Source organism: Streptococcus parasanguinis, from assembly GCF_001578955.1.
In the GTDB taxonomy this organism is placed as follows: Bacteria; Bacillota; Bacilli; order Lactobacillales; family Streptococcaceae; genus Streptococcus; species Streptococcus parasanguinis_U.
In genome coordinates this window covers 760,201-768,972 of sequence record NZ_KQ969689.1, presented here as the reverse complement: position 1 = coordinate 768,972, position 8,772 = coordinate 760,201, and the positions used below count along the sequence as shown (strand labels likewise).

At 41.6% G+C, this 8,772-nt stretch carries 9 protein-coding genes; all 9 read right to left on the bottom strand.

Annotated elements, in window-relative coordinates:
• Positions 1-701 (bottom strand): glucosaminidase domain-containing protein (locus SPADD19_RS03725; protein ID WP_128861573.1); only part of this gene is annotated, 701 nt, incomplete at its 3' end.
• Positions 702-850: 149 nt separating this feature from the next.
• Positions 851-1,453 (bottom strand): ribosome biogenesis GTP-binding protein YihA/YsxC, encoded by a 603-nt coding sequence (gene yihA, locus SPADD19_RS03720; RefSeq protein WP_003016353.1) that lies wholly within the window; start codon positions 1,451-1,453, stop codon positions 851-853.
• An 11-nt stretch (positions 1,454-1,464) separates the two neighbouring features.
• Complete coding sequence (gene clpX, locus SPADD19_RS03715) at positions 1,465-2,697, bottom strand: ATP-dependent Clp protease ATP-binding subunit ClpX (RefSeq protein ID WP_003001797.1); 1,233 nt, start codon at positions 2,695-2,697, stop codon at positions 1,465-1,467.
• A gap of 208 nt (positions 2,698-2,905) precedes the next feature.
• The gene (locus tag SPADD19_RS03710) at positions 2,906-3,415 is read right to left on the bottom strand and encodes a dihydrofolate reductase (protein ID WP_061455241.1); all 510 of its coding nucleotides are present in this window, start codon (positions 3,413-3,415) and stop codon (positions 2,906-2,908) included.
• 208 nt (positions 3,416-3,623) lie between these two features.
• Entirely contained in the window at positions 3,624-4,463 is an 840-nt protein-coding gene (locus tag SPADD19_RS03705) for a thymidylate synthase (protein ID WP_061455240.1), read from the bottom strand.
• Positions 4,464-4,556: 93 nt separating this feature from the next.
• Positions 4,557-5,516 (bottom strand): ROK family glucokinase, encoded by a 960-nt coding sequence (locus SPADD19_RS03700; RefSeq protein WP_049498429.1) that lies wholly within the window; start codon positions 5,514-5,516, stop codon positions 4,557-4,559.
• Positions 5,517-5,601: 85 nt separating this feature from the next.
• Positions 5,602-6,120 carry a hypothetical protein gene (locus SPADD19_RS03695; protein WP_003016328.1) on the bottom strand — a complete coding sequence of 173 codons (519 nt, stop codon included), beginning with the start codon at positions 6,118-6,120 and terminating at the stop codon, positions 5,602-5,604.
• A gap of 9 nt (positions 6,121-6,129) precedes the next feature.
• Positions 6,130-7,998 carry an ABC-F family ATP-binding cassette domain-containing protein gene (locus tag SPADD19_RS03690; protein ID WP_061455239.1) on the bottom strand — a complete coding sequence of 623 codons (1,869 nt, stop codon included), beginning with the start codon at positions 7,996-7,998 and terminating at the stop codon, positions 6,130-6,132.
• A partial coding sequence (locus tag SPADD19_RS12540) for a tRNA nucleotidyltransferase/poly(A) polymerase-related protein (RefSeq protein WP_481906736.1) occupies positions 7,995-8,772 on the bottom strand: 778 nt, incomplete at its 5' end. The genes SPADD19_RS03690 and SPADD19_RS12540, both read right to left, overlap by 4 nt.

The window sequence follows — 8,772 nt, the reverse complement described above, 5'->3', positions numbered from 1 at the left end:
CAATTCAATCGATTAGCCCAAGCAATATCCAAATTAAGGATTTCTTGAGAAGTGAACTGTTGACGATAAGGATTGTATACCGTACCTGTAATACCACCCTGAACATTAGGTGAATCATATTGAGTCAAATTATAAGTTTCAATGATGTGGTTTAGTTTTGCGTAGTAACTTGTATCGGTAGCATAAACACCAGTCAAAGCCGCTGTTGCATCTTGGTAACTAGATGTGTTGCTTTTCCAAGCCCCTGCAAAATGTCCTTGTTTCAAAACAGCTACATAGTCTTGCAATGATTCATAATAAGAAGGATAAGAACGGAATGCATCATTAATTGTATAAGCATTTCCTGCACCATCATCTTCCCACGTTTGCATTACGGCAGATTGACCATCATAACTTCCTTTAATACCAAAGAGATTGTAATGTGGATAAGAAGACAAGCCCGACTGACCTGATCCACTTTCAAGGATCGCTTGGGCAATCATTACAGAGGCATAAAGGTCATTCTCTTGACCGAGTTGACGAGCAGACTCTCCAATTTGAGAAATAAAAGCTTCTGTAGGATCTGAATACGTTTGGTAAGTTCCATCGTTTGCACCAACTGACGTTACGTGCTCACTCATAGCAGCTACAAATGTCCCCACTGCTAATACCGAAACAATCAAACTAAACAATTTCGTCTTATTTCGTATTTTCTTTTTCATTATACAATTTATCTCCAATTAATTTTTTATCATCTTTTATCTTTATATAAATTATACCATATAAAACGACAAAAACAAGGAAGATTTTATTACACTTGTATTACAATTGCGAGATAAATCCAAAATAAAAATGACATTTTCATGTCATTTCAATTTATTTCGTAAAACGCGTTTTCTAAAATAGCATCCCATGACTTCTCTAGTCCTTCCCGGGTTACAGAAGAGAAAACGATAAAGGTGTCAGCTGGATCAAAATCTAGTTTTTTCTTGATGATCGATTCGTGTTTATTCCATTTTCCACGCGGAATCTTATCTGCTTTAGTAGCAACTAAGATCACAGGGATCTCATAATATTTTAAGAATTCATACATCTGGACATCATCTGCTGAAGGTTCATGACGAAAATCGACTAGGCTAACGACTGCTTTTAAGTTCTCACGACTAGTGAGGTATTCTTCAATCATCCGCCCCCACTTCTCGCGCTCTTTTTTAGAGACACGTGCATAGCCATAACCAGGTACGTCTACCAAACGGAGTTTATCATCGATATTGAAGAAATTGAGCAATTGGGTTTTTCCTGGTTTCCCAGATGTTCTGGCCAGGTTCTTTCGGTTTAAGAGAGTATTAATAAAAGAAGACTTGCCGACATTGGATCGACCGGCAAGTGCAACTTCTGGAATCTCATCTTGAGGATAATGACTCTTATTTGCAGCGCTTAAGAGGATATCCGCATTATGTGTGTTAATTTCCATATTTTATCTTTCTAGGCTGTTTCAAGAATTGGTTTTTCAGTTCCATCTACAGCTTCTTTTGTGATTCGGACAAGTTTGACATCTTCTTGACTTGGAATTTCAAACATGACATCCATCATGGTTTCTTCGATAATCGAACGAAGTCCACGAGCTCCTGTTTTTCTTTCGATGGCTTTATTGGCAATCTCTTGAAGGGCTTCATCATCGAATTCCAATTCAACGTTATCATAAGAGAGCAAGGTTTGGTATTGTTTTACCAAGGCATTGCGTGGCTCTTTTAGAATACGGACAAGATCGTCAACTGTCAATTGCTCAAGAGCTGCAAAGACTGGAAGACGTCCGATCAATTCTGGGATAATCCCGAATTTTTGAATATCTTCTGCAACGATTTCTTGCATGTAAGAGCTTGATTCATCAATAGCTTTATTGTTCTTACCAAAACCGATGACTTTTTCACCAAGTCGTTGTTTAACAATTTCTTCGATCCCGTCAAAAGCTCCACCTACGATAAAGAGGATGTTCTTGGTATCCACTTGGATCATCTCTTGTTGCGGGTGTTTGCGTCCACCTTGAGGTGGGACACTAGCGACGGTTCCTTCGATGATCTTCAAGAGGGCTTGTTGCACCCCTTCACCAGAAACGTCACGTGTGATAGAGACATTTTCACTTTTCTTAGCAATCTTATCAATTTCATCGACGTAGATAATGCCTCGTTCTGCACGCTCGATGTTGAAATCAGCTGCTTGAAGAAGTTTCAAGAGAATGTTTTCAACGTCTTCTCCCACATAACCAGCTTCTGTCAAGGCTGTTGCATCGGCAATAGCAAATGGGACATTCAAGCTACGTGCTAAGGTCTGGGCCAAGAAAGTCTTACCTGAACCAGTCGGTCCAATCATGAGGATGTTTGATTTTTGTAATTCAACATCTGTCTCATCTTCGCGCGTATCGTGGAAGTTAATGCGTTTGTAGTGGTTGTATACTGCTACAGCAAGGGCACGTTTGGCACGATCTTGACCGATCACATAGTGGTTCAAGATATTGAGCAATTCGATTGGTTTTGGAACTTCACTAAGGTCTGCAAGAACTTCTTCTGCTAGCTCCTCACGAATAATTTCTTGTGCTAACTCTACACATTCATTACAGATAAACGCATTGTTCCCTGCAATGATTTTTTGGACTTCATCTTGACTCTTTCCGCAAAATGAACAGTAAACCATCATATCATTATTTTGATTCGTTGGCATGTATTTCCTCTTTCTGTCATTTTCTATTTCTATTTAGTTTAAAATAAGGTCATGTAAAAGGCGTGAATAGAATTTACAAGATTGGTAAAAGCATTTAGTAAGAATAAAATAGCGAGGCCAAACCGTTTTTTACGAAAAGTTTGTAAGGCACAAATCATACAGATGACACACAAGACAGCTGTAAAAAAACCAAAGACACTTCGCTCCATTAATCTAAATCCTTTCTCTTGTAATAGGTGACAGTAAAATCAAATGGATTCTTCTCATCTTTTGGATGATGGACTTGACGTACTCTTTCATAGCGGTTCTCTTCAAATGTTGGTGCCAATGTATCGCCATCCATATCTGCATGAATCATGGTCTGGATCACCTCTTCTAGCTGGTCAGAAAAGAGCCTTAAAATCTGACTGCCTCCAATAATGTAAAGATTCTTCTCTTGGTTCTGAAACCAGTCCAAGACTTCTTCCTTGCTGTGCATGACGAGTACAGCGTCATTCTCAGGATCATAGGCTTGATCTTGCGATAAGATAATGCTGGTCCGACCTGGTAGAACCCTTTTATTCATTCCATCAAAGGTCACTCTTCCCATGAGAATTGCTTGTCCCATGGTCGTTTCTTTGAAATGCTGAAGCTCAGCTGGCAGATGCCAAGGCATGACTTGGTCCTTTCCAATAATGCCATTTTCAGTTTGAGCCCAGATACCAATAATCTTTTTCATTCTCTCATCCTTTACACTGATACTTCTATTTTATCAAATTTTCTTATAAAAGACAGATTTCAACTATCTAGTTTGGAGGATATTTTTAAAATACAAACAGAAAAAACCGCGAGGAATTCGCGGTTTTTCTTAGCCACAAGTTAGCTTAGTCTTCATTTTTGCGTTTTGCAAATCCGAAAAATGAGTAGAAAAAACAACATTTTTAAATTTAAATCGCAAGGTCGAACTTCAACTGTGGTTTAACTGGATCATAGTCGACCAATTCAAAATCTTCTGGTTTGATGTCAAAGAAATTGGTTCCATCTGGTACATTCAAAACCAAGCGAGGCTGACAATTAGTCGCCTCACGACGGAGCAATTCTTCTGCTTGTTCAAATTGATTATCATAGATATGAAGGTTATTAATGAAGTAAAAGAACTTCCCTACCTTCCAACCAAAGTGTTTGGCAATCATCATCTGAAGGGCTACATATTGCATGGCATTAATATGGTGGGCTACCAACATATCATTAGAACGCTGGGTCAGGGTTGCATCTAGATAGATCTCTCCTTCTACGCGACGAACGTCAAACATGGTCTGAAATGCACATGGCAAGAGTCCTTCTGACTCCTCAAAAGCATCATAATCCCAGAGCGTGATGATGTTGCGGCGATTCCAAGGATTGGCTTCTAATTGTTTGAGAATCTTATTCGTAATGTCATGCTTTTTGACCACTGCTCCATAGCGCTGTCCAATCGTCCGGCTATCTCCAACTTCCCAGTCATTCCAGTAATGGACATTGTATTTTTCTTCCAAGACATCTAAACTATTAGACTGATCTTGGTAAATCCAGAGCATCTCTTTGATGGCTGATTTAATCGCGATAGGACGAAGGGTGGTGATAGGAAACTCGCCTTTTGCGAGATCAAATTCCATAAAGGCTCCCGTGATGTACTTGGAGTTGGCAGTTCTGCCATCCTTGTATTTGGGACGCGCTTGCTCTGACCAGACCCCTTCTTCCATAATTTTACGAATATATTCTTTAAATACTTTATCTGCTTTTGTCATATACACTCCTTGAATCCAGTTTTGCCTTCATTATAACACAGGACAAAGAAAAAAAGGAGATGCAAGCATCTGCTAGATCTCCTACTTGACGTCTCATTGTAAAACAAGGGATGCCGCACCAATGACACCGGCATCATTTCCCAAGGTAGCAAGAGCCAATTGTGTTGATTCACGCACTTGTGGGAATGAGTTTTCTTCAAAGACTTTGCGCACTCCTTCCAAAAGGAATTCACCTGCAGCCGAAACTCCACCACCGATAACGATCTTAGATGGGTTCAAGGTTGAACCGATGTTGGCAGCAGCAAGCCCAAGGTAACGTGAGAAGTTCTTATAAACGATCAAAGCAAGAGCATCACCCTCTTTTGCTAGATCAAAGACAGTTTTAGCGGTCACTTCTTCACCATTGTCGATCAAGACTTTCAATTGAGAATCTCCCTCGTACTCATCCGCATAACGACGAGTCAAGTTGACGATACCAGTTGCAGATGCAACCGTTTCGAGACATCCTTTTTTACCACAGGTACATTGAATCGGATCATCAAAATCAACAGTGATATGACCAAGCTCACCAGCAGCTCCACGCACACCATGTAAGAGGCGACCTTCAGCGACGATTCCCCCGCCGACACCTGTTCCAAGAGTCATGAAAACAACATCTGGTTGGTTTTCACCAGCTCCTTTCCAACGTTCACCCAAAGCAGCAACGTTGGCATCATTATCAATGAAGAATGGAATATGAAGGGCGCTTTCGATCTTTTCTTTGACTGGTTGAAGGGTCTTCCAGTTCAAGTTGTAGGCACCGATAACTGTACCTTTTTCACGGTCAACGACACCAGGTGATCCCATTCCAATTCCTTGAAACTCAGAAGCATCGAGTTCAAGCAATTTCAAACGATGCGCGATTGATTCGATCATATCATCTACGATATGGCTACCTTCATCCAAGATATTTGTTTTAATAGACCATTTTTCTTGAACTTCCCCATCCAAGGTAAGGATGGCAAATTTGATCGAAGTTCCTCCAAGGTCAATCCCAATAATTTTTTTAGACATCTATTACTCCTTTCAACCTGTAAACACTTACAGTTCTATTATATCAGACTTTTTGTCAAACGCAAAGGTTTGCACGTAACTTTTCTCAACTTTTTAACAAGAAACTGAAGGATTGAAGACCTAGGACAAGGAAAATCAATCCAATAATATTAAGTAGAAAAACACTGATGGACAACGGACTGACAATTAAAAATAGGCCAGTAAAAAGTTGGATCAAAGCAAAGAAAATATATCGCTTGGATAGTTCTTCAACCTTTCTCGAGTAGAAATTGGCTTTTCGGAAGTTTAAAATCGAACGATAGATCAGCCAAATCCCTAAAGTGACTGGAAAGACAATCGGCAAGGTCTTGTAGCCATAGAGCAGTAAGTAGACTGCAAAAACTAAGGCGACCATGCTGTGAAAGAGCTGTTGCTGCTGAATGATACCAGCTTGGCGCAATCGGTAATAGCGTGAAAAACGAGAAAGGGAGATTAAAAAGAAACCACAGGAAATCAACCAGCTAAATGAGCCAATGTGCTCAATCGGATTGATAAACAAGACGATACCGATAATGGTAAAAATAGTGGCTGAAATCCCAAGGGATATCCGGTTCAATTGATTCATAGGGCCTCCTTATTCATCTAATTCGCTCAGATATTCATAGCGGTCATACTCTTCAAGCAGTCGCTCATTTTCCTGATCCAGTTCCTTTTGAAGAGCAGACAATTTGCCAAAGTCAGAGCCGTTTTCATTCATTTCAACCTCAATCTCTGAGATCCGATTTTCAATGGCCTCAATATCTGCTTCAATGCTCGCCCACTCTTGCTTTTCCATGTAGCTCATGCGCTTCTTCTCTACTTTGGCCTTAACCGGTTTCTCTTTTTCATCCTTGCGACTGGCCGTTGCTTGAGCTGTTTCAAAGGCTTTTTCATCCAGGTAATCCGTATAATTACCAAAGAACTCACGAATGCCACCATTTTCAAAAGCTAAGATCTTACTTGCCACCTTATCAAGGAAATAGCGGTCGTGGCTAACGGTAATAACGGGACCACCAAAGTTTTGAAGGAAGTTTTCCAAAACCGTCAAGGTAGCAATATCCAAGTCATTGGTCGGTTCATCGAGGAGAAGCACATTCGGTTTTTCAATCAAGAGTTTTAAGAGAAAGAGGCGCTTCTTCTCCCCACCGGAGAGTTTTTCGATCAAGGTTCCATGCATAGAGCGTGGGAAGAGAAATTGCTCCAAGAGATCTGCGATCGAAGTTGTTCCAACAGTCGTCTTGACTTCCTCCGCAACCTCTTGTAAGAAATTAATCACGCGCTTGCTCTCATCCAAACCATCAATCTGTTGTGAGAAATAAGCCACCCGAACGGTTTCTCCGATGATGACTTGCCCTGACTGAGGCTGGAGGCGCTCTGCGATCAGATTGAGTAGGGTGGATTTGCCGACGCCATTATCCCCGACGATCCCGATGCGGTCCTTATTTTGGACTAAGAGGTTAAAGTCCTGTAAAATCGGCTTGTTTTCAAAAGCAAAACTCACATCTTTAAACTCGATGACTTTCTTTCCGATCCGGCTGGTCTCAAAATTCATCTCCAAATCCGTCTGGCTGCTTTGACCAGACAAGTCTTGCTTGAGATCATGGAATCGATTGATCCGCGCCTGTTGCTTGGTCGCACGCGCCTGGGGTTGCCGCCGCATCCAGGTTAACTCCTGCTTATAGAGTTGCTGCTTCTTATGAAGAAGGGCTGCATCACGCTCATCTTGCTCAGCCTTTAAGTGGACATAATCCTGGTAATTGCCTTGATACTCAATCAAACTAGCTCGATCCAACTCAAAAATTCTTGTCGAGATATTATCCAAGAAATAGCGATCGTGGGTAATGAATAGCACCGTTTTCTTAGAGTTCTTCAAGAAATTGGTCAACCATTCGATGGTATCAATGTCTAGGTGGTTGGTCGGCTCATCTAGTAAGAGCAGATCGTGGTGAGATAGCAAAACCTGTGCCAATTGCACCCGACGACGCAAGCCCCCAGATAGATCCCCAACTTTGGCGTTCAAATTTTCAATTCCAAGTTTGGAAAGGACCGTCTTGACCTGACTCTCGATCTCCCAAGCATTAAGCGAATCCATCTCCGCCATGACCTTTTCAAGACGTGCTTGGTTCTCTTCTCGGTAATCCGCCATCAAGTATTCATAATCGCGAATCAGCTGCATTTCTCGCAAATCACTAGATAGCACCGTATCCAGAACCGTCTTTTGATCATCAAAGTCTGGTTCCTGCGTTAAGTAGCCAATCGTATAATCACTCTTTGCAGAAAAAGGACTCACATCTCCATCAAAGCCAGAGCGACCCGACAACACATCTAACAGCGTGGTTTTTCCAGTCCCATTGACCCCGATCAATCCGATCCGATCCAAGTCATGAATGATAAAGGAAATCTCACGAAAGACGGTCTTATCTCCGACAGATTTGGTTAATTTATCGACAATAAAATCGCTCATTTTTCCTCCTCTTTTGCTTGCTGGATATAGGCGATGATGGCCTCTTTTTCATTGGCCAGTTCCCCATCGACAATGGCATATTCAATCTTTGTCAACATCTCTCCTAAAGCTGGACCTGGTTGAAAGCCGTAGTCTTTGATCAGCATTCCACCATTGACCACCACTTCATGCTTATCATGAATGGTCAAGCTATCATAAACTCGCTCGATGGCCAAATAATCCACACTCAAGGCATACGCTTCACGAAGCTCTTCAGCCACTAGCAACAAACGCTTATCATACTTGTAGCAAGCACGCTTGTCTAGACTTCCGTTATCTCGGAGCTTAAGAATCTCCACGATCTGCTCCACCGTCTTGGCAAACTCTCTAGATGTCTTCCATTTCTTAAAGAATTTTGGAATATCTTGAATCTCTAGTGCTAAGACCAAAGCAGCCCAGGCTTGCTCAGAAGTTGAAAAGGTATACTCCAACTCTATGTCAAACAAACGCTCGATCGCTTCTTTGCGATCCTTCATCTCTGGCAGATAGTGATAGGCTCCACTTGCCAGCATAGCCTCCAAACCCTGTCTCCAGTATGGAGAAAGCAAGAGTTTATCAAACTCGATGAAGGTACGCTCTACTGAAATCTTCTCAAGTAAGGGAGCACACTCCTTCATGGCATCAAAGGTTGCCTCTTCTAATTCAAAGCCGAGACTGGCTTGAAAGCGAAAGCCTCGCATGATCCGGAGCGCATCTTCGTTAAACCGTTCGTGAGGAAGCCCAACGGCCCGAAGG

Bases quoted from the DNA above. Each gene is read 5' to 3' on its own strand.
- yihA (WP_003016353.1), bottom strand. From the start codon at position 1,453: ATGGAAATTAACACACATAATGCGGATATCCTCTTAAGCGCTGCAAAT.
- clpX (WP_003001797.1), bottom strand. From the start codon at position 2,697: ATGCCAACGAATCAAAATAATGATATGATGGTTTACTGTTCATTTTGC.
- SPADD19_RS03710 (WP_061455241.1), bottom strand. From the start codon at position 3,415: ATGAAAAAGATTATTGGTATCTGGGCTCAAACTGAAAATGGCATTATT.
- SPADD19_RS03705 (WP_061455240.1), bottom strand. From the start codon at position 4,463: ATGACAAAAGCAGATAAAGTATTTAAAGAATATATTCGTAAAATTATG.
- SPADD19_RS03700 (WP_049498429.1), bottom strand. From the start codon at position 5,516: ATGTCTAAAAAAATTATTGGGATTGACCTTGGAGGAACTTCGATCAAA.
- SPADD19_RS03695 (WP_003016328.1), bottom strand. From the start codon at position 6,120: ATGAATCAATTGAACCGGATATCCCTTGGGATTTCAGCCACTATTTTT.
- SPADD19_RS03690 (WP_061455239.1), bottom strand. From the start codon at position 7,998: ATGAGCGATTTTATTGTCGATAAATTAACCAAATCTGTCGGAGATAAG.